The following is a 21,666-nucleotide window of genomic DNA, read 5'->3' on the forward strand; positions in this document are numbered from 1 at the left end:
ACTTGAGGCCTAATTTTCTTGGAGAACATTATATACACTACTAGGTGCTCATTTTGACGGCTATACCAGCGAGGGGCTGTTGAAAGCAAGCCCTACTTCATGAAGCCACTACGATTTCTTCTTCAAGATCTATAGTCGACCTTTGCCGAGAACGGCTATAACCTCAACATTCTGTGCGCCGTCGATACCTTTGATGAAGAGGAAGAAATAGATCTCGCCGAGGTACGGGCCGAAATCTGCGCCTGCCTGCGCGACCATCGGAAAAGGTCTATGGGTGTGATGAATCCACGCATCTTCAGCGATAGGAGGCAGAACGCCCAAAATTTGTGTCAACCATGAGAATCATCACAAGTTTCGCCGTTTTTTTATGCCAATACCATCAACACATACAAAAATTGTGCCAATCAAAATAATTGTCACAAATTTTGCCATTTTTTGTTACAATGATCGTCAATAGACACAAGTTTGACTCAATTTTGTTACAGAGAGAAAAGCAATGAACACGTCGTACGCACAACAGTTAAAAGCTCTGCCACCGCAGGTTAACCTTGAAACGGTGGAGGTTTACAAGGCGCTGGCGGCGGCAAATCGAGCTTTGGGGGAGTTGAAAGGCAAGGCTTTGACCCTCCCCAATCAGAACATTCTAATTGATACGCTGTTCTTGCAGGAAGCGCTGGCCAGCTCCGAGATTGAAAATATAGTAACTACCCAAGACGAAGTATTTCGGGCGGACCTATTCGCTGATACAGGCCCCGTGGAAGCCAAAGAGGTCACCCGCTACCGTGATGCCATGAAACTAGGTTATAACTCATGGTGCGAAAACGGTTTTATCAGCGAGAACATGTTGATTGAGATGTTTCGCATCCTCAAACAGCGCAATGACGGATATCGCACAACGCCCGGCACGGTGCTACGCAATGCGCGGGGGGAAACGGTCTATACGCCGCCGCAAGATGCACAAGATATTGTGCGGCTGATGCGCGATTTGGAAGCCTTCATTAACGCAGAACCGGACGATCTGGACCCGCTCATCCGCATGGCGCTCATCCATCATCAATTTGAAAGTATACACCCCTTCCCAGACGGTAACGGACGGGTAGGGCGGATGCTGAATGTGTTGTATCTGACCCACGCAGGTTTGCTGGATGCGCCCATTTTATATTTAAGCCGCGCCATTAACCACACCAAACCCGATTACTACCTTCTATTGCGGGCAGTGCGCAACGAAGGCGTATGGCAAGAATGGGTTATCTATATGCTTGATGCAGTGACGGAAACGGCATTCTCCACCCTGCGTTTGGTGGAAGGCATACGTGATTTGATGCGCCAGACTAAGATTCGCTTGCGTGAAGAAGGACTCTACACGCAGGAATTGTTAAACAATCTGTTTCGCCATCCCTATACGCGCATAGCTCCTGTCGCGCGAGATTTGAGGGTCCACTACAACACTGCCGCCAGCCGTCTGAAACAATTAGCCACCAAGGGCTTTGTTCAAGAGGTGAGAGAGGGGCGGAATAATTATTACATCAACGAACCTTTGGTAGCCTTGTTCGTAAGCGTATCAGGAGACGATAATCTGCAGGAGCATGATAAAAAAAGGTCCTGAAGATACAAAAATATTATCTAAAAGAGGGCGACTCGATGAGAAAAAACTATGCACAGGAGTATATTAATAACCTCGTATCTGAAGGCCGATATTGTGTATCAACCGAGGGAGCGCGGGAAACTCTGGGCGTCACCACAGATACCATCAGGAATGCGCTTTTTTGGTGGTGTGTCGCTATAGCAGTATTTGAACTGGTCCTCTATACGGGAGTTTTGGGCGGTCTGGCTTTCATTGTTGCCCCGCATATTGTCTCCTCTTTCATCCTCACTCTGCCTCAGGTATCTTGAAGCAAACGATGGCTAACGTAGATACTTCGCACGGATATTTTGGTATTCGAATACCGAAGATTGAATTTTCTGAATGGTACGCACGGGATGATGTAAAAAACAATCCTCATAGAAACCAACCAGGGGTTTATATTATTGCGCGATTTGTTCATAAACCAGAAGGAACGGCAGATTATAATGCGAAAGAAATACTGTGCGTTGGTGAAACGACGAGGGATATTCACACACGGTTGAAGCAGTTTTTCAGAGCAGCTAAAAACGGAAAAACAAATCACAATCCGGGTAAAAAATTTTTTCGAAAATTCTCTGGTAATCTTGACAATATTTACGTTGCTAGTTTTTCACCTGAGCTTGAGGAAGAACATTGTCTGGACCCCTTTATTCGTTACCTAGAGCGTAAGTTAATCTTGGAATATGCCATTAAGCACGGCTCGATTCCATTTTGTAACAGTGAGTGAATATGGATTCTAATCCTTAATGGTAAAATTCTAGTTCTTAATAGTAAATTCTAATTCTTAGCTATAAACGACAACGGCTTTGTTTCTTAGGTGGTGGAGCCGAGGGGAATCGAACCCCTGACCTCAGCATTGCGAACGCTGCGCTCTCCCAACTGAGCTACGGCCCCCTACGTCTTCCCCTGCTATTACACCAATCAAACAGAAAGTAGACCATTGTGGAAAATACACCAATTTCTGTCAATCTATATACTGGGCGACATACTCGCCTTTTCTATGTCAGACTTGCGCTCCAACCGACATAGGGATACACATAAGGTGCACCAGAAAACAACGTGAGAGGGCTTATCCCTCCTGCTGTATGCCATACAGGTTTTTAACATGCAGTCTCTTCTTATCCTTATCAGCCAAATTATCCAACTTTATATATGGGTGGTTATTATCAGTGCCGTTATGAGTTGGCTGGTAGCGTTTAATGTTATTAATACCAGCAATCGATTTGTTTACACGGTGATTTATACTCTGAACCGGCTAACAGAGCCTGCATTGCGCCCTATCCGTAACCTGTTGCCTGATATGGGGGGAATTGACCTATCGCCTGTTGTTTTGATTTTAGGTTTATTCTTTGTGCAAAATCTCCTGTGGGAGTTCTTTGGCTCTCTGTATTGAATAATGTCGGCGTGTATTATTGACGGCAAGAGCCGCGCTGAAACGTTGCAGAATGCTGTAACGCGTGCGGTGTCAATCATGCGCGAGGCGCATAATGTTATTCCGGGTCTTGCGGCGGTATTGGTGGGGGATGATCCGGCTAGTCAGGTTTATGTGCGCAACAAAATACGACGTACGCAGCAAGCCGGCATGATGTCCTTTGAAAAGCGGTTCCCTGCTAATACATCGGAGGCCATCATTATCCAAACCGTGCGTGAACTCAACAATGATTCTGCGGTTCACGGCATTTTAACTCAGCTCCCTTTACCTGCGTCTATATCTTGGCGGCGGGTGATAGAAACCATAGCACCTGAAAAAGACGTGGATGGTCTTCATCCTTTTAATGCCGGATTTTTAGCGGGCGGACAGGCAGCCATGATACCGTGTACCCCTTTGGGGTGTCGTATTCTTCTGCGGGATTATCTGGGAGATATGAGCGGTGCTCATGCCCTTATTATAGGCCGCTCTGTTCTTGTAGGGCGACCTTTGGCGACGTTGCTTGTGGAGGATAATTGCACCGTTACGCTCTCTCACTCCCGCACCCGTAACTTATCGGCGTTAGCGCAGACGGCGGATATTCTTATAGCTGCTACCGGACAAGCAGAGATGGTACGTGGTGATTGGATTAAACCCGGCTCAACAATCATTGATGTAGGCATCAATAGGGTACCTGTGCCTGATGGTGAGAAGGGACGTCTTGTGGGAGACGTTGCCTTTGATGAAGCCGTCCATATCGCCGGTGCTATAACGCCGGTGCCGGGAGGCGTCGGTCCCATGACGATTGCATGTTTGTTGCGTAATACCCTTGCCGCAACTTGTAAGCAACATGATATTACTTTACCTGACACAATAGCCTCGGAGGTTTTTTTATAATGCAGCAGCGTCAGTTTGGAAATCTTTGGCCTGTCAGTGCTCTGACATTGGGCGGTGGCGGTATTGCACAAGCATGGGGTGAGACTACCCGCGAAGAAGCTATTGCCACAACACGCCTTGCAGTGGAGCGCGGCATTACTCTGCTTGATGTAGCCCCTATGTACGGACGAGGGGAAGCGGAACGGATTGTTGGAGAGACGTTTGGGGGGCATTTGCCGAAAGGGGTGCGGATTTCCACAAAATGTTTTGTAGGTATGATAGAGCCGGACGAAGCGCGGACACGTCTGGAGACCTCTTTGGCGCGATCTATAAAAACTATGGGTGTGGAGCAGGTAGATTTATTTTTTCTTCATTCCAACATTTGTCCTGATGGATATGTTTATGCCCGCTCTCCTGAACTTAAGCATCGTATGGCGGTTGACTGGAGTCTTTATACGGACACTATTGTGCCCACAATGGAACGTTTGGTCGAGAAGGGCATGGCAGGAGCATGGGGCATTACGGGTGTGGGGCAGCCTGACTCTATTCAACAGGCCCTAACCTATGAGCGTGCGCCAAGTGCTGTTCAGGCCATTGCTAATTTGATGGATAGCCCAGGGGATATGCGGCGCTACGCAGAGCCACCTGTTCCCCGCGACATTATAGCGCTGGCCGGTAAGCGAGATATCGGAGTCATGGGCATACGTATTGTGCAGGCAGGTGCGCTGACGGCTTCCTTTGACCGCGACATTCCGTCTGAATCTCTGGATTGGGCGGATTATGAGCGGGCGGCTTCTTTTAGAGCCTTATCGGAGGAGGTTGGTGAAGATCCGGCGCGTCTGGCTACCCGGTATGCTCTTTCCATGGATGGCGTAGATACGGTGGTTTTAGGTGTTAAAAACCGGCAAGAGTTGGAAGATGCCCTCGCTGTTGAGGCTCAAGGGCCGCTGGATGCGTCTCTTATAGCACGGATAGATGCGCTGGGCCTGAACACTCCTGTGGCGGTTTAAGGCAGATTGCTGACCGCCTGATCCGAACCCTGTAACGGCTCATAATCTATCCAATGCGCTCCTGCAACCAAGTGGGTGCGGAGATGCTGTTTCTCTAAACTCCCAAAGATCTGGATAACCCATTACCATTCCCCAACGTCAAAGCCTTGCAGAAACAATACTTAAGGTGTCTTTCTCCGGCGAGCGGCAAGCAAGCGTAGCCGAAGAGCATTGAGTTTGATAAACCCTTCTGCATCTTTCTGGTCATAAACACTATCTTCCTCAAAGGTGGCATAATCTTCAGCATAAAGCGAGTTTGGCGATGTCCGCCCAACAACAGAAACTGACCCTTTGTAGAGTTTAACCCGAACACGTCCCGTTACCATTTCAGAGGCATAATCTATGGCTGCTTGCAACATCTCACGCTCCGGTGCAAACCAGAGACCATTATAAATCAGCTCCGCATAGCGCGGCATGAGTTCGTCTTTCAAATGCATAGCACCACCGTCTAACGTGAGGGATTCCACCCCACGATGAGCCGCCAGCAGCACCGTTCCCCCCGGCGTTTCATAAATACCCCGCGATTTCATGCCTACAAAACGGTTCTCTACAATATCCAACCGTCCAATACCATGCCTCCCCCCCAACTCGTTAAGGCACGTCAATAGAGCTGCCGGTCCAAGGGTGACACCATCTACCGCCACCGGGTCTCCTCTCTCAAAGTCAATTTCAATTATTGCGGGCTTATCGGGGGCGTCTTCCGGTGATACCGTGCGCTGATAAACATACGCCGGACATTCCTCTGCCGGATTTTCCAATGCCTTACCTTCACTTGACGTATGCAGTATATTGGCATCTGTGGAAAACGGCGCTTCGCCACGTTTATCTTTTGCAATAGGAATCTGATGCTGCTCGGCAAAGGCAATAAGCCGCGCACGGGAGGTCAAAGACCACTCCCGCCATGGCGAAATAATGCGAATATCCGGATTGCAAGCATAATAGCCCAACTCAAACCGCACTTGGTCGTTCCCCTTGCCGGTAGCGCCATGGCATACGGCATCTGCGCCGGTTTCAACTGCAATCTCTATCTGACGCTGCGCAATAAGAGGCCTGGCAATAGCTGTTCCCAACAAATACGACCCCTCATAAAGAGCATTGGCCCGAAACATGGGAAACACATAATCGCGCACAAAGATATCTTGTAAATCCTCCACAAAAATATCTTTGGCCCCTAAGGCTTTGGCTTTCTCGCGGGCAGGCCTGAGCTCTTCTCCTTGCCCCAAATCAGCCGTGAATGCTACTACCTCGCACCTATACGTCTCATGGAGCCACTTCAAAATGACCGACGTATCTAACCCTCCGGAATAGGCCAGAACGACTTTTTTTATCGGCTCGTTTTTACTCATCGCTTATACTCTTTTATTGGTAATTATATACTTTAGTGAATCCATTCTGTTCACTTCTTACCCGCCATCGTCCGTATAACCCCCGCCACATGTTTTAAGGCCGTCGGAGTTAGTTTCGGAAGCAACAGGGCGACCCGCCACTGTTGGGGCGTCAGAGGGTTCTTCACCGTTCCGATGGCAGGCTCTAGAATGTCTCCGACCGGTACGCCGTAAATTCCGGCAATCTTTATAAGCCGGTCCAGAGGGATGGTTCCCTTGCCATGCTCGTAATTATGGAGTTGCGAGGTTCCTATACCCAGTTTTCCCACCACCTGACTCAATGTCAGGTCAAGAGCCTCCCGGTGCTCCTGGAGCAGGTGGCCGATCTCCTTGTCAATGGCTTTTTGGTTTTTCGTCTTTTTCATCGTCGTCCAGTTTCTCCACGGGGGGAACCAGTATCACCTCGCGGGCGAATTTCGCCATGTCGTCCAGCGTCGGCAGATCGTCTTTGTCATCGTCTCTCATCTGATGTTCCCTTCTTGCTCTGTTACTTTTGAGCAAACTATTACATTATTAGAAACCTCAATCTATGTCTCAATGATACTGGGATTCTTGAAGCAACCAGTAGACTTCGGTGTCTTTAAGATCTTCATTGTCCTGTGCCCGCTCAAAAGGTGTTTTTCCTTTTTTGTCCTTCGCTTGCGGATCGGCACCATTTTTCAGCAAAGATTCCAATACCTCTGGGTGTTTGCTCCCTGTTTCCGCTACATGAAGAGGCGTTAAACCACCCTCAGAACGGGCCTCTATATCTGCACCATGTTCCAGTAGCAGTTTTACCACCGCTGGTGTTTCGCTGTAGCCTGTCGCAAAATGCAAAGGCGTAGCACCACCCTCAAGAGCAGCCTCTACATCGACCACGGTGGCTGTCTTCCAAAATGTGTCACTTAGTAACACATTATCCTCTTGTGCATGAAGTGTAACTGGTGCGTAGACCAGTAAAAACTGTACGCAAAGGAAAGCGGTTATTGGTTTCATGTTATTCCCGAACGCCAGTTATTTTATCATTTTCACAATAGCTCAAAAATACTAATATCCTACAACTCCAAGAATTACATCAAAGTCCAACAACTGTTTATAACGTTGCAATTCCTTGACTACATCTTTCTGAGTTACAAGGCTAAATCCAGCAACTTTGCCTAATGTTTCATTTGAAATTGCAAAAGCCGCCGGTATACCAACAGATTTCGCTAATTCTCTGAATTCCTTTTTACATCTTTTAGTTAGAGTGCTTGTCTGCAAATCCGAAACATCTTTACCTAGGGCCCCCATGAGGGTTTTATCAACAGGGGTTATCACCCCTTTAATTTCTGGGTGTTGTGCAAAAGCCAGAACAAACCATTTCATCAACGAGTTTTTTTCTTGCTCGTTAATAGAATGAAATATGCAGGAAGATAGCTTTTCGGTAGGTGTTTGTGAATATGCAGGAGAGTTTGATAGCAACAACGTGCTTAATAGAAATAATGAGATAAAAACGGCTTCTATCGTTGTTTTGTTTTTAATCATGAATATTTTTCCTCTTCTCATTGTGGGACGTTTATGCTGATTGTTCGCCAGAGGCGATTAAATTTCCTTCAAAGTAGCAACTCTCCCACGGAAGTTTACTCATGTAAGATGCTCCTTAGAGAAATAACATGATTGAAGCATACTGCGATTACCAATACTCAAAACCGGTAAAAACGGGGTGAAGCAAGGTTTATTACGGTTTGGTCACTAAAGTATATAATTACCCTTTTATTACTCTGTGTACTTTTGCCACTATAGGTAAAAGCCCACTTAGCGCAAGGTGGGGAACAACCCCGCTCTTGCGGCTTGCCTACGGACTTTATAAGGTGCAAGGAAACGGCATATTAGCAAGGAGATTTTATGTCAGATCACCGTCCACGCCGGAGTGTGCTTTATATGCCAGGGGCCAACGAAAGAGCGCTAGACAAGGCAAGAAGCTTGCCGGCGGATGCGCTCATTCTTGATTTAGAGGATGCCGTAGCCCCTGATGCTAAGGAAGCTGCCAGAAATCAGGTAGCCGCAACTGTCCGTCAGGGGGGCTATGGAGCACGGGAGGTGGTCATTCGCATTAACGGATCTGATACTCCGTGGGGAGCGGCGGATATGGAGATGGCTGTCTCTGTAAGGCCCGATGCTATTTTAGTGCCAAAAATTAACACCCCCGAAAATATCAGACGTACAAGCGATGCCATGACGCAAGTCGGTGCAGAGACCGACTTGCCACTTTGGGTTATGATGGAAACCCCCCGCGCCATGCTAAACGCCGCGGCCATTGCCCATGAAGCCGAAAGCAAAAATGCGCGACTTTCCGTGTTCGTTATGGGAACCAATGATTTGGTAAAAGAAATAGGGGCCACCCATACGCCGGAGCGCACATCGGTTTTAGGGGCTTTGTCTCATTGCCTGCTGGCAGCACGAACTTCTGGTCTTTGCATTTTGGATGGTGTCTACAATGATATTAAGGATGAAGCAGGATTTGAGGCAGTTTGTCAGCAAGGAGCTGATATGGGGTTTGATGGCAAGACATTAATTCACCCAAGCCAGATCGTCACATGCAACCGCATTTTTTCACCCGATGAACAAGAAGTTTCCGAAGCGCGCGCTATACTGGCAGCTTTTGATAAACCGGAAAACGCAGGCAAGGGTGTGCTGAGTGTTGACGGACGTATGGTAGAATTGCTCCACGCTGACATGGCACGACGCATTGTTGCTATTGCCGATACCATCGCTGCTCTTGAAGGAGAGAGCTAACTCATGACTGTAGAAAGCACTGTAGAGAACAAGGGCAATTTTTTTGAAGATTTTTCTGTGGGTCAGGAAATTATTCATGCCACGCCGCGCACCCTAACCACGGGAGATGCTGCTCTTTATATGGCGCTTTTTGGATCACGTTTTGCGCTACAGTCATCAGATTTTTTTGCACAATCCCTTGGCTTTTCCGTCTCCCCTTTAGATGATTTGTTAATCTTTCATGTGGTGTTTGGCAAAAGCGTGCCGGATGTTTCTCTTAATGCTGTAGCCAATCTGGGTTATGCGGGGGGGCGTTTTTTAACGCCTGTTTTTCCCGGTAATACGCTTACCGCCCGTTCTACGGTTATTGGCTTGAGGGAAAACACAAATGGCAAGACGGGCATCGTTTATGTGAATACCACAGGAACAAATCAGCACGGCGAAGTTGTGTTGGATTATGCACGCTGGGTGATGGTAGCCAAGCGCAATCCTGACACCCCTGCTCCTGAGCCGGTCATCCCCACCCTGCCGGCTGCGGTGGCGGCCTCAGACTTACGTGCGCCGGAAGGCATTGATTACAAGCGCCTTGACGCCAGCGCCTCCGGGAGCACACAATTGTGGGATGACTTTGAGGCAGGCATGAAGTTTGACCATCGGGATGGCGTTACGGTGGAAGAGGCAGAGCATATGTTGGCGACCCGGCTTTATCAAAATACGGCCCGGGTTCATTTTGATGGGTTTACTCAGAAGGATAGCCGGTTTGGTCGCCGTTTGATTTATGGTGGCCATGTGATTTCTTTGGCACGGGCTTTGAGTTTTAATGGTCTATCTAACGGGTTTCACATCGCTGCTATTAACGCAGGGCGTCATGTAGCACCCTTGTTTGCAGGCGATACGGTATTTGCCTGGAGCGAAATAGTTGATAAGGCGCCTCTTGAATGCCGCGCTGATATTGGGGCTTTGCGAGTGTGCACCAGAGCTACAAAAAACCGGCTTTGTGCTAACTATCCGGGTGCACGGGACGACGACACGGATGGTCTCATTCTGGATTTTGACTATTGGCTCCTGATGCCGCGGCGCTGACGGCTGTCTTGCACGCCACATAGGGCTGGCGTGGGCTGGGCATTCTGCCTATTATGCGGAGAGGTTTTTCATGTATATCATCAGACGCATAATCTTTACTATATTATGGTTTATGGCGGCGGCGTCTGCCTCCTACGACATTATTCTCAGTTTGCGGGAACAAGCCCCCGTAACAACCCCTCTGGGTAGAGTGTGGTATTCACTTCATCCCGACAGCCTCAATCTGATGCAAGCCGTCGTACAACGTTACATCTGGCCGGATCTCTGGGACAATGGTGCCGTGTGGCTTCTGCAATGGCCCTTGTGGGGGGTGGTACTTGGCATCGTTTTTGTTTCGTGGATTGTACGTCTTGCCTTCTCTGCAACTACTCGTCGTCCATCCTGAGGGCGGCAATAAAGGCCTCTTGGGGAATATCCACGCTTCCAAAACGGCGCATTTTCTTCTTGCCCGCTTTTTGCTTGTCCAAAAGTTTGCGCTTGCGGGTAGCGTCGCCACCATAACATTTGGCGGTTACATTCTTACGTAGCGCCGGCAGAGTCTCTCTGGCAATAATACGCCCCCCAATCGCTGCCTGTATCGGCACCTTAAACATGTGACGTGGAATAAGCGTTTTTAGTTTTTCGCACATGGCCCGTCCCCTAACCTCTGCCTGACCGCGATGTACAATGAGGCTTAAAGCATCTATAGGGTCTTCGTTCACCAAAATGCCCATCCGCACTAAATCTCCCGTCTCATAACCCTCTATCTGATAGTCAAAACTGGCATAACCCCGAGTGACAGATTTAAGCCTGTCATAAAAATCAAACACCACCTCATTGAGTGGTAAATCATAAACAACCATGGCGCGGGTTCCGGCCCATGTGAGATTAACCTGTCGTCCGCGGCGCTCCTCACACAATTTAAGAACTGAGCCCAGCGTATCCTCCGGCGATAATACTGTTGCCCGTATCCATGGCTCTTCAATATGGTCAATGCGCGTTACATCGGGCATATCGGCAGGGCTGTGGAGTTCCATTTCTGTGCCATTGGTAAGAAATACCCGATAGACAACACTGGGCGCTGTGGTGACAAGGTCAATGTTGAACTCCCGTTCAATGCGCTCTTGAATAATTTCCATATGCAACAACCCTAAAAAACCACATCGAAACCCAAACCCCAGCGCCGCACTGCTTTCCATTTCAAAGGAAAAACTTGCATCATTCAAACGCAAGCGGGCAATGGCCTCGCGCAGATTTTCAAACTCTGCCGAGTCGACAGGAAACATGCCACAAAACACAACAGGCTGTGCCGGTTTGAACCCTGCTAACGATTGCGCTGCCGGTCTGACATCATCGGTCAGCGTATCCCCCACCCGTGCGGCGGCTACCTCCTTTATACCTGCCGTGAAAAAACCAATCTCTCCCGGCTCCAGCTGGTCTACATAGTCTTTTCCCGGTCTAAACACACCAACTTTATCTATACTATAAGTATGGCCCGTAGACATCATGCGCACCCGTTGTCCGGGCCGCAAAATACCGTTCATCAGCCGCACTAACACCACGACTCCTAGAAAAGAATCATACCAACTATCTACCAACAAAGCCGCCAGAGGTTCATCGGTTAAACCCACCGGCGGGGGCAATCGCGTGGCAATCGCTGACAACACGTCTGTAATGCCTGTACCGGTCTTGGCGGAAACTTCAATGGCTTCTGAGGCATCCAGTCCTATGACGTCTTCAATTTGGGTGCGAACACGAGGAGCGTCGGCGGCAGGCAAATCGATTTTGTTCAACACCGGAATAATTTCATGGTCTGCATCAAGAGCCTGCCAAACATTGGCTAATGTCTGAGCCTCTACACCCTGACTGGCATCAACTACCAACAGCGACCCCTCACAGGCGGCAAGAGAACGGTTGACTTCATAAGCAAAATCAACATGGCCCGGTGTATCAATGAGATTAAACTGAAACATTTCACCATCAGGTTCGCGCCAATCAAGACGCACCGTTTGAGCCTTGATGGTGATACCCCGTTCACGCTCCAGAACCATGCTGTCCAGAACCTGATCTGTCATTTCCCGGTCACTCAAGCCGCCGCATAATTGTATCAGCCTGTCTGCCAGCGTTGATTTGCCGTGGTCAATGTGGGCAATGATAGAAAAATTGCGGATACGGTTAATATCGGTCATAAAGCCACCGCATTGTCATGACCTCAGCGAGTAGCCGTGCGCAATACCGCACCCAGTTTGCCCGCTTCAGCGATAATTTTTTCAGAGACACCGGAAATGGTATCATCTGTCAGGGTTTCATGGCGTGGCTGCAGTGTTACCTCAACAGCAAGAGATTTTTTGTCTGCTTCAATACCCGCACCCTCAAAAACATCAAACAGTACAACATTGCTGATGAGGGTTTTATCAGCCTGACGCACCGCATTCAAAATCTGTCCGGCAGGTAAGTTGCTATCCACAATAAAAGCGAAGTCTCTTTTGACCATCTGGAAATCTGAGGCGGCCAAAGCACCGCGCGCGCGTCCACGCCGTTGGCGAGATGTGGGGAGGACTTCCGGAAAAATCTCAAAGGCTACAACAGGACCGTCTACATCCATCGCTTTCAGGATGCGAGGATGTACTTCACCAAACCAGCCCAAGCATATTTTTGCCCCCAGATGCAACGCACCGGAACGGCCGGGATGATAATAATCGGGTGCGGCATCGCTAAAAACTCTGACCTGTGCTACCGGTGCACCCATGGTCATCAAAGCGGCAAGAGCATCAGCCTTAGCATCATAAACAGATACATGCGTTAAGGATTTGCGCCAATTGCGCCCTGTGCCCTCCATAACGGCTGTTCCCCGCCGGAGACCCGCGATCGCCAAACATTGTGTGTTTTGATAGTGCATACTAAACTGAGAGCCCACCTCAAAAAGTGCCACATCATTAAAACCGCGTGCCCCATTACGTCCGGCTGCCGCAATTAGCCCGGGCAACAGCCCGGGCCTCATAGCAGACATTTCTCTGGATATGGGATTAAGAAGACGTAAAGTTCCATTCTTCTCTGTGTCCTCTGCATCTCTCAGGTTGGCGCATAACAAAGCATGGTTTTCAGGAATAAAAGCCCACGTAACAGCCTCTACCATGCCGCGACCGGCTAGGTGACGCCGCGCTGCCCGTATTTGTTTTTGTTGCACGGTTAGAATTGGGCGCGCAACACCTTCTCCTCTCTTCAGAGGCGTTGAGGGCACATCATTCACCCCGTAAACACGAATAACCTCTTCAACAAGGTCAGCGCTACCAACAATATCAGGCCGGAAAGATGGAGGAGTTACCTGCCATGGTGCATCTTTGCTTCCATCAGGGCGTACTACGGTAAAAGCCAGTGCCGTCAATATCTCTTGTGTCCTGATCTCCGGTACATCAATCCCCGTCAAGCGGTTCACATGATCAGGCTGAAACAGTACCGGTGCGGCTTCCAACGGCGCACTCTCCGTTTGTGCCATTATGAGCCGACTCACCTCGCCACCACAAAACTCTACAATCATTGCCGCCGCACTTTGACACCCCTCCTCAACGGAGGCCGGGTCAACGCCCCGCTCAAATCGCCGGCGTGCCTCGGAATCAATACCAAGCCGCCGCCCTGTCTGAGCCGTACGGACCGGATCAAACCACGCACTTTCAACAAGCACTTCCGTTGTGGCTTCAGATACACCTGATGCCTCACCCCCCATAATACCGCCCAACCCTAACACGCCGCTATTATCAGCAATCACGCACATGGTTTCATCAACAGCATAATTTTTACCATCCAGTGCCGTAAAACTTTCTCCAGCCTGCCCCAGCCGTGCTCGTACATCTCCGTTTAGTTTGGCTACATCATATACGTGCAAGGGCCGTGCGCGGTCATGAGCGATGTAATTGGTAATATCTACCAACGCATTAAGCGGGCGCAGTCCAACTGCCTGTAAACGGCGTTGCATCCATTGGGGAGAGGCTCTATTTTTCACGCCCCTTACAATACAACCAGCAAACAAGGGGCACGCCCGTTCTGTCTCCAGAGTGAATTCAAGGCCGATGCCAGTTGATCCGTCAAATCCTGACGACAAGGGTGGCGTTACAAGAGGCTTTAACGTTCCCAGACCCGCCGCTGCCAAGTCTCGTGCAATCCCTCTAATGCCAAGACAGTCCGGACGGTTAGGCGTGATGGTCACCTCAATAACCGGATCGTTTAAACCCATGGCATCCGCAAAAGGCGTACCAACCTCAAGGGCACTGTCTACTTCGATGATGCCATCATGCTCGTCGGACAACCCCATTTCACGTTCTGAACACAACATGCCATGAGAGGCAACACCCCTGATGGTAGCAGGCTTCAAGTGCACTGCTGTACCGGGTATAAAAGAGCCGGGCGAGGCGAAAACTCCCTTCATGCCTGTTCGTGCATTGGGTGCGCCACATACCAGCTGAACCGTTTGTGCCTTACCTTCAACAAGGGTTTCTACCTTGCATACCTGAAGCCGGTCTGCATTTGGGTGAGGTTTAGTCTCGCGAACATAGGCAATGGTGAAGGGTCGCAACTCTTCAGCCGGATTATACAGACTTTCAACCTCCAACCCCAAAGCGGTTAATGTTTCTGATATAGTCTCCAGACCAGCGGTGCTGTCTAGATGATCATGGAGCCAACTCAAAGGTATTTTCATAATGACTCACTCTACAGTAGCTAACTCATGAATTTGGCTCATGAAGAAAGACCACCAGCGAGATCGGGCATATCTAACGGTAAAAAGCCGTAATGTTTTAACCAACGCCAGTCGGCATCAAAAAAAGTGCGCAAATCAGGAATGCCATATTTCAACATGGCCAGCCGGTCTATGCCCATGCCAAAAGCAAAGCCCTGCCAGTCTCCGATTCCTTCTCCGTCAGACCATGGCTGTGCCGCATTGGCGGCGCAATTTTCCAGCACTGCCGGATGCACCATGCCACAACCCAATATCTCCATCCAGTCGTCGCCTATGCCGATATGCAATTCATCGCCTCGTCTCTGACAGCGTACGTCCACCTCTATAGATGGTTCCGTGAAGGGAAAATAGCTGGGACGAAACCGTAAATGCACATCCTCCGTTTCAAAAAAAGCCTGCAGGAAAGATTCTAACGTCCACTTAAGGTGACCCATGTGAATTCCTTTATCAATAACCAGCCCTTCCACCTGATGAAACATAGGCGTGTGGGTTTGGTCAGAATCGCGACGATAAACCCGTCCCGGCGCAATAAATCGAAACGGTGGTTCTCCCGCCTCCATAGCCCGTACCTGAACTGGACTCGTATGAGTACGCAACAACCGCCGGTTACTATCATCTTCTCCTGACAGATAAAACGTATCATGCATATCCCGCGCCGGGTGACTGGCAGAAATGTTTAGCGCCGTGAAATTATAATAGTCTGTTTCAACTTCCGGTCCTTCTTCAACGTTAAATCCCATATCAGCGAAGATAGCGACAATCTCTTCGCTCACCTGAGAGACCGGATGTACACGCCCCTCACCAAGAGCTCCGAAATCTACCGGCAGGCTTGTATCCAACGCTTCTTTTGTTAATCTCTCTTCAAGAGCCGCATTATGGAGCGCTGTCCGGCGGGTATTTATAGCATCGCCAAGCAATGTTTTAAGCGCATTCAAGCGAGAGGCCGCCTCAATACGTGCCTCCTCCTCCATAGCGCCCAACTGTTTCATTAAAGCCGGCACACGCCCCTTACGCCCCAACACCTGAAGTCGCACATCCTCCAGCGTTGGTTCATCATCAGCGGCTGCAATAGAATCAAGGAACTCTCGTTCCAGATCATCCAAGGCGGCCAGATCCATTTCCGCCTGTGTTGTCATGTTCTATATCGCCGGAAGAATAATTATCAATCCAGAGCTGCCGTCGCTTTCACCGCCAGAACCTGAAACGCATCCGGTTCACGCACGGCCAGCTCTGCCAGCATCTTGCGGTCTACTTCTATCCCCGCACGGCTGAGGCCATGAATGAACCGCCCATAAGTCAATCCGTGTGCCCGGGCCGCCGCGTTAATACGCTGAATCCACAAAGCCCGAAAATTGCGCTTTCGAGTCCGACGGTCCCGATAGGCATATTGTCCGGCACGGTCTACTGCCTGACGCGCAATCCTAAATGTGTTCTTGCGCCGCCCGTAGTAGCTTTTGGCCGATTTGATAACTTTACGGTGGCGGGCGTGGGCCGTCACCCCTTTTTTCACACGTGACATGATATACGCTCCTCTTTTATATCTTTAATATGGGTTTTGACTCGACTGCGTCTTGCCTGCATCACACCCTGACTTGTCAACCGTAGGGCATATAGTTGCGCACCACGGGCGTGTCACATTCCTTCATGATGGTAGTGCCGCGTTGGGTCCGCAATTGTCGTCCGGAGCGTTTAATCATGCCGTGACGCTTGTTGGCCTGAGCGGAGCGTACTTTTCCACTCGCCGTAAAGCGGAATCGCTTTTTAGCGCCGCTTTTAGTCTTAAGTTTGGGCATTTTGCTTCCTCTTAGTTATTGCTTAAAGCCTACACGAAGCCTTGAAAATCGCCTCGGCATGCCCTGTACGCCGGACCATTTCTCTAGGATATCCCCGTTATAGAGATTTTTTACGATAATGCAACTTGCTCTTTCTTATTTTCCCACTATAGAAGAGAGCATCCCTTCCTGAGGACGCATTCTCATGGCCCACTTCCCACCCCCTAATAGTTCAAAGGGTAGACCGCTTGTTGTCGCCCACCGGGGTGGGGCCGGATTAAAGCCGGAAAACACCCTTGCTGCCATTGAAACAGCTCTGGAGATGGAGGTAGATGCCATAGAGGTTGATGTTCACCTCTCTGCCGATGGCGTGGTGGTGGTACACCATAACGAAAGTTTGAACCCCTCTATAGCCCGTGGAGCGGATGGTTGCTGGCTGCTATCCCCCACGCCACTTATTAAAAATCTCACCCTTTCCCAGCTCCAACGCTATGACATTGGGAGGCTCAAGCCCGATAGCGATTATGGGGCTAAGTTTCCTCATCAGGAGTCGGTTGGTAGGGTGCACATTCCCACCTTGGATGATGTCATAGAAACTATCTACCGGCTGGGCCGTCCTAGTACGCAGCTTTTTCTCGAGCTTAAAACATGTCTTTTTGACCCTGCCCGTGGTGCGGACCCAAAACGATTGGCTGCCAAAGCCGTCGAGAGGATAACGCACCACAATATGATAGCGCGAACACGGCTGCTTTCTTTTAACTGGATTGCACTCCTTGAAGCGCGGCGGCTGCTACCGGAGATCCCTAACTTTTTTTTAACGGTGCCTTTTGCTCTGATAGACTCTGCCCGCTACAATGCTCCCGATGGTCCTTATGAGAGGATGGGCCTTGCCCGCACCCGGCCGGCACCTTGGGCGGCGGGGTTTAACTGGCAAGACAGTAAGGAGACCGGTATAGGCGCACGGATGGCTCATACCGTTGCACGTGCCCGTGATCAGGGTCAGGCAGATGGATGGGCGCTTTGGCGTGGCGACCTTAGCCCTGAAATAGCCGCTTATGCCTGCGCTCTTGGAATTAATTTGGCCTGCTGGACAGTTAATGAAACAAACGATATGACTTCTGCGATAACACATGGTGTCACCGCCATCATAACCGACAGACCGGACCGTCTTCTTGATCTTTTGAATTCCCCCTAGCGAGGGGCTAACACCATGACCATCTGACGGCCCTCTATTTTGGGTTGTAATTCTACCTTGGCTACGTCTTCTGTCTGCTCGCGCACACGCTCAAGAAGTGTCATACCTAAATGCTGATGGGCCATCTCCCGCCCCCGAAACCGAAGCGTCACCTTGACTTTATCCCCTTCTTCAAAGAACCGCATAATGGACCGCATCTTAACCTCATAATCATGGGTATCTATGTTGGGCCGCATTTTGATTTCTTTGGTCTCAACGGTTTTTTGATTACGCCGCGCCCGGCTAGCTTTCTTCTGCTCTTCATATTTGAATTTGCCATAATCCAATATCTTGCAGACAGGGGGCTCGGTGTGGGGCGATACTTCCAGCAAATCAAGCTCGGCCTCTTCGGCAAGAGCGAGTGCGGTATCAATATCTAACACATCACGTTTTTTGCCTTCAGCATCAATAACCAGCACACGAGGTGCCGTAATCATCTCATTTACCCGAAGGCCGTCTTTTGATGGTTTTTCACTATCTGGTTTGCGAATGGGTCACGTACCTCTCTATTTGTTTCACACTATTATTACTTCCAGGACTGTTTCCAGACCAAATCCAAGGCGCACGGTAAAGTCTCATAGACCTTGCCCCGCTCCTTTAGCATAGAATTATCGTCTTGCGTCCGCAAGTCAAGGGGCGTTTGTTTACGAAGGCGCCGGTTGTGGGCATAATCCTACCGATTTTGTTAGATGCGATTATTCGGCTATCATGAGTTTATGCACCCGTGACGGGTGCGATAGATTTTACGCCCCATAAGAGTATACGTCATGGGGAAGTGCAGTGGTAATAATGTCTGACAACAAAAGCCAAACCACCAAAGATGCGTTGCGCCGTGATACCCCGTGGATTTTTCGCACCTACGCGGGGCATTCTACGGCTTCTGCCTCTAATGCGCTATTTCGGGAAAACATGTCCCGCGGACAAACGGGACTCTCTATAGCTTTTGACCTCCCTACCCAGACCGGCTATGACCCCGATCATCCTCTCGCCCGGGGCGAAGTCGGCAAAGTAGGCGTACCAGTTGCGCATCTGGGTGATATGAGAACCCTGTTTGAGGATATTCCCTTAGACCGGATGAATACCTCTATGACCATCAATGCCACGGCTCTCTGGTTATATGCCCTTTATGTTGCTCTGGCCGACGAACGAGGTATTGACCGGCACACTCTTTCAGGCACAACCCAGAACGACATCCTAAAAGAATATCTGGCGCGCGGGGCTTATATATTCGCACCTGACCCCTCTATGAGATTAACCGCCGATCTTATCGCTTTTGCTTACCGGGAAACGCCAAAGTGGAATCCCGTGAATGTCTGCTCGTATCATTTGCAGGAGGCCGGAGCGACTCCGGTTCAGGAGGTAGCCTTTGCGCTGGCAGCTGCCCGAACTGTGCTGAGCCGGGTGCGCAACGGCGGTCAAATTGACGAAGATGATTTCGTTCACATTGTCGGCCGCATTAGTTTTTTTGTTAATGCCGGTGTGCGCTTTATCACCGAATTATGCAAGATGCGGGCTTTTGCGCGGTTGTGGGATGAGATATGCTGCGAGGAGTATGGCGTTGAAGATGAACGATTGCGGCGCTTTCGCTATGGGGTTCAGGTCAACTCTCTGGGATTGACGGAGCAACAACCTGAAAACAATGTCTATCGAATTTTGCTTGAGATGTTAGCGGTAACCTTGTCGCGGGATGCGCGGGCGCGGGCCGTTCAACTGCCGGCATGGAACGAAGCCATAGGTCTCCCCCGCCCGTGGGATCAGCAATGGTCGCTCAGAATGCAGCAGATATTAGCCTATGAGACAGACCTTCTGGAGCATGATGATATTTTCAATGGGTCCTTGGTGATTGAAGAAAAAGTAGAAAACATGATGGGGCAAATCAGAAAGACAGTCGCAGAGATAGATGCCATGGGTGGTGCCGTGGCGGCGATTGAAAATGGCTATATGAAACAGCAGCTCGTTATGTCCAATCAGGCGCGTGTTGCGGCTATTGAACAAAACGATCAAATTGTTGTGGGGGTGAACCACTTTCAGGAAACGGCACCTTCCCCCCTTGCTACCGGTGTTGACAGTGTGGTGACGCCGTCTCGTGAGACGGAGGAAGAACAGATTGCGTGTCTTAACGCATGGCGGGCACAACGGGACGAGCGCAAAGTCAAAGAGGCTCTTGAAACCCTTGAGCGTACCGGGCGGGAGGGCGGTTCCCTCATGCCACCATCTATAGAGGCGGCCCGCGCCGGTGTTACCACCGGAGAATGGGGCCATGTTTTACGGCTTGTGTTTGGTGAGTATCGCGCGCCCACAGGTGTGGGGGGACAGGGGGCGTCACGGGCAAAAAGTGCCGAAAGTGCAGCAGTCCGGTTGCGCGAGCGGGTTGTCTCTCTGGCAAATAGATTGGGCCGCCGCCCCCGTCTTTTGGTGGGCAAACCCGGGTTGGACGGACACTCAAACGGTGCGGAACAAATAGCCCTGCGCGCACGGGATTGCGGCATGGAGGTGATTTACGAAGGCATTCGCCTGACCGCCGTCGAGATTGTCAAGGCCGCCCTCGAAGAAAGTGTTCATATCGTGGGCTTGTCTATTTTGTCCGGCTCTCATCTGGCTTTAGTCCATGATGTGATGGAGCGTATGGAGGCGACAGGCATTGGATATGTGCCGGTGGTCGTAGGCGGTATTATTCCGGCCCATGATGCGGACACACTTAAACGATATGGCGTAGCGGCAGTTTATACCCCGCGTGATTTCCAGTTAGATACTATTATGGCAGATATGATATCTATCATTGAGAAACGCAATCTGAAGAAGGAGAATGAAACATGAGAACAAAAGCGGGTATCTTTCTGGGGTGTCTGTTTTTATTGTCCGTCTTGCTATCCCCTCTTCAGGCGCAAGGTAATGTGTTGTCGGATACAGTGTGCGACGCGTATCGGTATCAACGCGGGCCTTGCCGGTTGTTGGATGTGACGTTTTGGCGGACGGTTACGGTGACCGATGTAGAATCCGCTCTTCGTCAGGACGCTGATATCAACGCCCGCAATAAGGGTGGTTTCACGCCCCTGCATTTTGCAACGCGCTATAGTGCACCAGTGGCAGTGGTAGAACTGTTGCTGGAGAACGGGGCTAATATAGAGGTTCGCAGTGAGTCGCTTGGTTACACACCCCTGCATTTTGCGGCGCGCAATAGCAAGGCGGCGGTTGTGAAACTATTGTTGGACCGTGGTGCCGATATAGAGGCTCGTGTAAAGATTAACGGGTTAACGCCCCTGCATGAGGCAGCGGGTAGTAGCAAAACACCGGCGGTGGTGAAACTATTACTGAATCACGGGGCTGATATAGGAGACGGCGGTACGTTTGGAGAAACACCCTTGCATTTGGGGGCGTCCTATAGCCAAACACCATCGGTGATAAAACTGTTACTAGACCATGGGGCCGATATAGATGCCCGCAATGAGGGTGGACAAACGCCCTTGTATTATGCGGCGAGCGATAGCGAAACACCAGCAGTGGTGAAACTGTTACTGGATCATGAGGCTGATATAGAGTCTCGCGATGAGGATGGAAAAACGCCCCTGCATGCGGCAGCGTCATTCAATCCCACTCTGGCGGTAGTGGAATTATTACTAAATCGCGGGGCCGATGGCGCGGCGCGGGACAACTCGGGAAACACACCTCTTGACTATGTTCAGTACAATGAGTTTCTCAAGGGAACCGAAGCCTATCGGCGGCTAAAAGATGCTCAATATTAACTATGACTAGACATGCAAAAAACAACACACCGCCGCCGAATGAAATTA

Annotated in this window: 24 protein-coding genes and 1 tRNA gene; 12 read left to right on the top strand and 13 right to left on the bottom strand. The window is 50.0% G+C overall.

Annotation, left to right across the window (positions count from 1 at the left end):
• Positions 1–129: 129 nt before the first annotated feature.
• Positions 130–333: a hypothetical protein gene (locus V6Z81_00435; protein ID MEG9860965.1), complete on the bottom strand. Its 204-nt coding sequence runs from the start codon at positions 331–333 to the stop codon at positions 130–132.
• 163 nt (positions 334–496) lie between these two features.
• On the opposite strand from V6Z81_00435, the gene V6Z81_00440 reads away from it, so the two are divergent.
• Genes V6Z81_00440 through V6Z81_00450 form a run of 3 tightly spaced genes read left to right on the top strand, consistent with a single transcriptional unit; the run spans position 497 to position 2,351 of the window.
• Positions 497–1,606 (top strand): Fic family protein, encoded by a 1,110-nt coding sequence (locus tag V6Z81_00440; protein MEG9860966.1) that lies wholly within the window; start codon positions 497–499, stop codon positions 1,604–1,606.
• A 35-nt stretch (positions 1,607–1,641) separates the two neighbouring features.
• Positions 1,642–1,893, top strand: a complete 252-nt coding sequence (locus V6Z81_00445) for a hypothetical protein (protein MEG9860967.1) — start codon at positions 1,642–1,644, stop codon at positions 1,891–1,893.
• A gap of 8 nt (positions 1,894–1,901) precedes the next feature.
• A complete protein-coding gene (locus V6Z81_00450) occupies positions 1,902–2,351 on the top strand; it encodes a hypothetical protein (GenBank protein MEG9860968.1) in 450 nt (149 codons plus the stop codon).
• A 91-nt stretch (positions 2,352–2,442) separates the two neighbouring features.
• Here V6Z81_00450 and V6Z81_00455 read toward each other — a convergent pair.
• A tRNA-Ala gene (locus tag V6Z81_00455) sits at positions 2,443–2,518 on the bottom strand.
• Positions 2,519–2,729: 211 nt separating this feature from the next.
• On the opposite strand from V6Z81_00455, the gene V6Z81_00460 reads away from it, so the two are divergent.
• From V6Z81_00460 to V6Z81_00470, 3 genes are read left to right on the top strand one after another with little or no spacing between them, the layout of a single operon-like run.
• Positions 2,730–3,017 carry a YggT family protein gene (locus tag V6Z81_00460; GenBank protein MEG9860969.1) on the top strand — a complete coding sequence of 96 codons (288 nt, stop codon included), beginning with the start codon at positions 2,730–2,732 and terminating at the stop codon, positions 3,015–3,017.
• 3 nt (positions 3,018–3,020) lie between these two features.
• Complete coding sequence (gene folD, locus V6Z81_00465; GenBank protein MEG9860970.1) at positions 3,021–3,929, top strand: bifunctional methylenetetrahydrofolate dehydrogenase/methenyltetrahydrofolate cyclohydrolase FolD; 909 nt, start codon at positions 3,021–3,023, stop codon at positions 3,927–3,929.
• Entirely contained in the window at positions 3,929–4,918 is a 990-nt protein-coding gene (locus V6Z81_00470) for an aldo/keto reductase (GenBank protein ID MEG9860971.1), read from the top strand. The genes folD and V6Z81_00470 overlap by 1 nt, the downstream gene beginning before the upstream one ends.
• A 161-nt stretch (positions 4,919–5,079) precedes the next feature.
• Here V6Z81_00470 and V6Z81_00475 read toward each other — a convergent pair whose 3' ends face one another.
• From V6Z81_00475 to V6Z81_00495, 5 genes are all read right to left on the bottom strand, one after another.
• Positions 5,080–6,303: an argininosuccinate synthase gene (locus tag V6Z81_00475; protein MEG9860972.1), complete on the bottom strand. Its 1,224-nt coding sequence runs from the start codon at positions 6,301–6,303 to the stop codon at positions 5,080–5,082.
• A 50-nt stretch (positions 6,304–6,353) separates the two neighbouring features.
• Entirely contained in the window at positions 6,354–6,707 is a 354-nt protein-coding gene (locus tag V6Z81_00480) for a helix-turn-helix transcriptional regulator (GenBank protein MEG9860973.1), read from the bottom strand.
• Positions 6,676–6,807 (bottom strand): hypothetical protein, encoded by a 132-nt coding sequence (locus tag V6Z81_00485; protein ID MEG9860974.1) that lies wholly within the window; start codon positions 6,805–6,807, stop codon positions 6,676–6,678. Before V6Z81_00485 ends, V6Z81_00480 begins: the two co-directional genes overlap by 32 nt.
• A gap of 69 nt (positions 6,808–6,876) precedes the next feature.
• The gene (locus tag V6Z81_00490) at positions 6,877–7,317 is read right to left on the bottom strand and encodes an ankyrin repeat domain-containing protein (protein ID MEG9860975.1); all 441 of its coding nucleotides are present in this window, start codon (positions 7,315–7,317) and stop codon (positions 6,877–6,879) included.
• A 51-nt stretch (positions 7,318–7,368) separates the two neighbouring features.
• Entirely contained in the window at positions 7,369–7,845 is a 477-nt protein-coding gene (locus V6Z81_00495; protein MEG9860976.1) for a hypothetical protein, read from the bottom strand.
• A 360-nt stretch (positions 7,846–8,205) separates the two neighbouring features.
• Between V6Z81_00495 and V6Z81_00500 the strand changes: the two genes are divergently transcribed.
• The 3 genes from V6Z81_00500 (at position 8,206) to V6Z81_00510 (ending at position 10,543) form a co-directional block, all read left to right on the top strand.
• A complete protein-coding gene (locus V6Z81_00500; GenBank protein ID MEG9860977.1) occupies positions 8,206–9,096 on the top strand; it encodes a CoA ester lyase in 891 nt (296 codons plus the stop codon).
• 3 nt (positions 9,097–9,099) lie between these two features.
• Complete coding sequence (locus tag V6Z81_00505; GenBank protein MEG9860978.1) at positions 9,100–10,158, top strand: MaoC family dehydratase; 1,059 nt, start codon at positions 9,100–9,102, stop codon at positions 10,156–10,158.
• A gap of 70 nt (positions 10,159–10,228) precedes the next feature.
• Entirely contained in the window at positions 10,229–10,543 is a 315-nt protein-coding gene (locus V6Z81_00510) for a hypothetical protein (GenBank protein MEG9860979.1), read from the top strand.
• Here V6Z81_00510 and lepA read toward each other — a convergent pair.
• The 5 genes from lepA to rpmI all read right to left on the bottom strand — a co-directional run bounded on the left by lepA (position 10,524) and on the right by rpmI (position 16,662).
• Positions 10,524–12,317: a translation elongation factor 4 gene (lepA, locus tag V6Z81_00515; GenBank protein ID MEG9860980.1), complete on the bottom strand. Its 1,794-nt coding sequence runs from the start codon at positions 12,315–12,317 to the stop codon at positions 10,524–10,526. The two genes, V6Z81_00510 and lepA, sit on opposite strands and share 20 nt — an antisense overlap.
• Positions 12,318–12,349: 32 nt before the next feature.
• A complete protein-coding gene (gene pheT, locus V6Z81_00520; GenBank protein ID MEG9860981.1) occupies positions 12,350–14,830 on the bottom strand; it encodes a phenylalanine--tRNA ligase subunit beta in 2,481 nt (826 codons plus the stop codon).
• Between the two features lie 38 nt (positions 14,831–14,868).
• Positions 14,869–16,005, bottom strand: coding sequence for a phenylalanine--tRNA ligase subunit alpha (pheS, locus tag V6Z81_00525; protein ID MEG9860982.1), 1,137 nt, complete (start codon positions 16,003–16,005; stop codon positions 14,869–14,871).
• Positions 16,006–16,031: 26 nt separating this feature from the next.
• Positions 16,032–16,388: a 50S ribosomal protein L20 gene (gene rplT / locus V6Z81_00530; protein MEG9860983.1), complete on the bottom strand. Its 357-nt coding sequence runs from the start codon at positions 16,386–16,388 to the stop codon at positions 16,032–16,034.
• Between the two features lie 76 nt (positions 16,389–16,464).
• Complete coding sequence (rpmI, locus tag V6Z81_00535) at positions 16,465–16,662, bottom strand: 50S ribosomal protein L35 (protein ID MEG9860984.1); 198 nt, start codon at positions 16,660–16,662, stop codon at positions 16,465–16,467.
• Between the two features lie 184 nt (positions 16,663–16,846).
• On the opposite strand from rpmI, the gene V6Z81_00540 reads away from it, so the two are divergent.
• Positions 16,847–17,836, top strand: coding sequence for a glycerophosphodiester phosphodiesterase family protein (locus V6Z81_00540; GenBank protein MEG9860985.1), 990 nt, complete (start codon positions 16,847–16,849; stop codon positions 17,834–17,836).
• Here V6Z81_00540 and infC read toward each other — a convergent pair.
• A complete protein-coding gene (gene infC / locus V6Z81_00545; protein MEG9860986.1) occupies positions 17,833–18,366 on the bottom strand; it encodes a translation initiation factor IF-3 in 534 nt (177 codons plus the stop codon). The two genes, V6Z81_00540 and infC, sit on opposite strands and share 4 nt — an antisense overlap.
• A gap of 298 nt (positions 18,367–18,664) precedes the next feature.
• On the opposite strand from infC, the gene V6Z81_00550 reads away from it, so the two are divergent.
• The gene (locus tag V6Z81_00550) at positions 18,665–20,692 is read left to right on the top strand and encodes a protein meaA (GenBank protein ID MEG9860987.1); all 2,028 of its coding nucleotides are present in this window, start codon (positions 18,665–18,667) and stop codon (positions 20,690–20,692) included.
• Complete coding sequence (locus V6Z81_00555) at positions 20,689–21,618, top strand: ankyrin repeat domain-containing protein (GenBank protein MEG9860988.1); 930 nt, start codon at positions 20,689–20,691, stop codon at positions 21,616–21,618. The genes V6Z81_00550 and V6Z81_00555 overlap by 4 nt, the downstream gene beginning before the upstream one ends.
• The last annotated feature ends 48 nt before the right edge of the window (positions 21,619–21,666 follow it).

The sequence above is a fragment of the Parvularculales bacterium genome (genome assembly GCA_036881865.1).
Classification (GTDB): Bacteria; Pseudomonadota; Alphaproteobacteria; order JAPOUT01; family JBAJNM01; genus JBAJNM01.

Coding starts and splice junctions, on each gene's coding strand:
- V6Z81_00550 (MEG9860987.1), top strand. CDS start 18,665: ATGTCTGACAACAAAAGCCAAACCACCAAAGATGCGTTGCGCCGTGAT.
- V6Z81_00500 (MEG9860977.1), top strand. CDS start 8,206: ATGTCAGATCACCGTCCACGCCGGAGTGTGCTTTATATGCCAGGGGCC.
- rplT (MEG9860983.1), bottom strand. CDS start 16,388: ATGTCACGTGTGAAAAAAGGGGTGACGGCCCACGCCCGCCACCGTAAA.
- V6Z81_00510 (MEG9860979.1), top strand. CDS start 10,229: ATGTATATCATCAGACGCATAATCTTTACTATATTATGGTTTATGGCG.
- V6Z81_00495 (MEG9860976.1), bottom strand. CDS start 7,845: ATGATTAAAAACAAAACAACGATAGAAGCCGTTTTTATCTCATTATTT.
- V6Z81_00440 (MEG9860966.1), top strand. CDS start 497: ATGAACACGTCGTACGCACAACAGTTAAAAGCTCTGCCACCGCAGGTT.
- pheT (MEG9860981.1), bottom strand. CDS start 14,830: ATGAAAATACCTTTGAGTTGGCTCCATGATCATCTAGACAGCACCGCT.
- V6Z81_00470 (MEG9860971.1), top strand. CDS start 3,929: ATGCAGCAGCGTCAGTTTGGAAATCTTTGGCCTGTCAGTGCTCTGACA.
- V6Z81_00540 (MEG9860985.1), top strand. CDS start 16,847: ATGGCCCACTTCCCACCCCCTAATAGTTCAAAGGGTAGACCGCTTGTT.
- rpmI (MEG9860984.1), bottom strand. CDS start 16,662: ATGCCCAAACTTAAGACTAAAAGCGGCGCTAAAAAGCGATTCCGCTTT.
- V6Z81_00450 (MEG9860968.1), top strand. CDS start 1,902: ATGGCTAACGTAGATACTTCGCACGGATATTTTGGTATTCGAATACCG.
- V6Z81_00555 (MEG9860988.1), top strand. CDS start 20,689: ATGAGAACAAAAGCGGGTATCTTTCTGGGGTGTCTGTTTTTATTGTCC.
- V6Z81_00490 (MEG9860975.1), bottom strand. CDS start 7,317: ATGAAACCAATAACCGCTTTCCTTTGCGTACAGTTTTTACTGGTCTAC.
- V6Z81_00475 (MEG9860972.1), bottom strand. CDS start 6,303: ATGAGTAAAAACGAGCCGATAAAAAAAGTCGTTCTGGCCTATTCCGGA.
- V6Z81_00460 (MEG9860969.1), top strand. CDS start 2,730: ATGCAGTCTCTTCTTATCCTTATCAGCCAAATTATCCAACTTTATATA.
- V6Z81_00505 (MEG9860978.1), top strand. CDS start 9,100: ATGACTGTAGAAAGCACTGTAGAGAACAAGGGCAATTTTTTTGAAGAT.
- V6Z81_00485 (MEG9860974.1), bottom strand. CDS start 6,807: ATGAGAGACGATGACAAAGACGATCTGCCGACGCTGGACGACATGGCG.
- pheS (MEG9860982.1), bottom strand. CDS start 16,005: ATGACAACACAGGCGGAAATGGATCTGGCCGCCTTGGATGATCTGGAA.
- folD (MEG9860970.1), top strand. CDS start 3,021: ATGTCGGCGTGTATTATTGACGGCAAGAGCCGCGCTGAAACGTTGCAG.
- V6Z81_00480 (MEG9860973.1), bottom strand. CDS start 6,707: ATGAAAAAGACGAAAAACCAAAAAGCCATTGACAAGGAGATCGGCCAC.
- V6Z81_00445 (MEG9860967.1), top strand. CDS start 1,642: ATGAGAAAAAACTATGCACAGGAGTATATTAATAACCTCGTATCTGAA.